The following is a 1,105-nucleotide window of genomic DNA, read 5'->3' on the forward strand; positions in this document are numbered from 1 at the left end:
TTCTGTCTCAAAATACCTGACGACGAACAGTCGGGCCCTAACGCAGCTTTCAGAGCCCCCATATGTGCCTCATAGGGCAGCCACTGTTCAAGTCCAGCCTTGTTGATTGGCCTGCGCACCTGTTCCGAGCTCGCAGTACGTACAGCGCGCTCAGTATTGTGGAAGTCCACACAACGTGCATCAAAGGGTAAACCGCAATAATCGAGCAACCGCCGCACCTGTCCATCAAGATCATCAAGCACTTCCTCATGCTTGACCTTGAGAATGCGTCCGTCGGGCAGCACAGTATTCCAATGGTCCATCAGATCGACGTAGCCACGGTAGTAATTACCGATATCGTCGAGGTTGTAAGTGAACTCTTGGCCTTCAGCGAATAATTGCTTGAATCCTGACCAGCAGCAATCCATCGGGTTGCGCCGCGCATCAATTATTTTGGCATTAGGCAGGATGAGATGGATCAGGCCAATATGTCTGAAATTATTGGGCATCTTGTCTGTAAAGAATGGTGCCCTGTCCCGGTGAATACGGGTGCTTTCGATATAGTCTTTTCCCAATGAGTCGAGCTGGTCGGCTGACATCTCATGAAGCATACGCGGATAGCGCTCCCGATCCGTCACCTGTTTGCGGCCACGCAGCTTGTGTGCCATGGAAAGGATGTTGGGCAGCTCCAGCGTTCCATCCACATCAGGATGCGAGGCGAGTATTTGCTCAATCAACGTCGAACCCGCTCTTGGCAAACCAACGATAAATATTGGGTCAGGCGCGTCGAATCCCTTGCCGGCCTGAGCCGTGAAAAGCTCAGGCGTGCAGACTGACTTCTGGGCATCGAACTCGGCATGCATCTGGTCTGTCGAATAGCGTACAGTCTGATGCTTCAACTGGTTTCCGAGCGTGTAGGCCCTAAAGGCCTCATCGTAATCGCTGCGGTCCTCGTATGCTTTGGCTAGGGCGAAGGCGATTTGTATGCGGGCCATACGGTCAAGATTGGGATCGGCTGATTGCGCCTGTAGGGACGCGAGTTCATCGTCAGTAAAGCGATAGGTCTTGAGATTGGCGAGGCCGTACCAAGCGTCTCCTGTTCCCCGTCAGCGACCATGAGACAGAT

Annotated in this window: 1 pseudogene; it reads right to left on the bottom strand. The window is 53.1% G+C overall.

Annotated elements, in window-relative coordinates:
- Positions 1 to 1,076, bottom strand: a pseudogene (locus HOC_RS20520) (sulfotransferase family protein); the annotation flags it as partial.
- Positions 1,077 to 1,105: the final 29 nt, after the last annotated feature.

This window comes from Hyphomonas oceanitis SCH89, assembly GCF_000685295.1.
Taxonomy (GTDB): domain Bacteria; phylum Pseudomonadota; class Alphaproteobacteria; order Caulobacterales; family Hyphomonadaceae; genus Hyphomonas; species Hyphomonas oceanitis.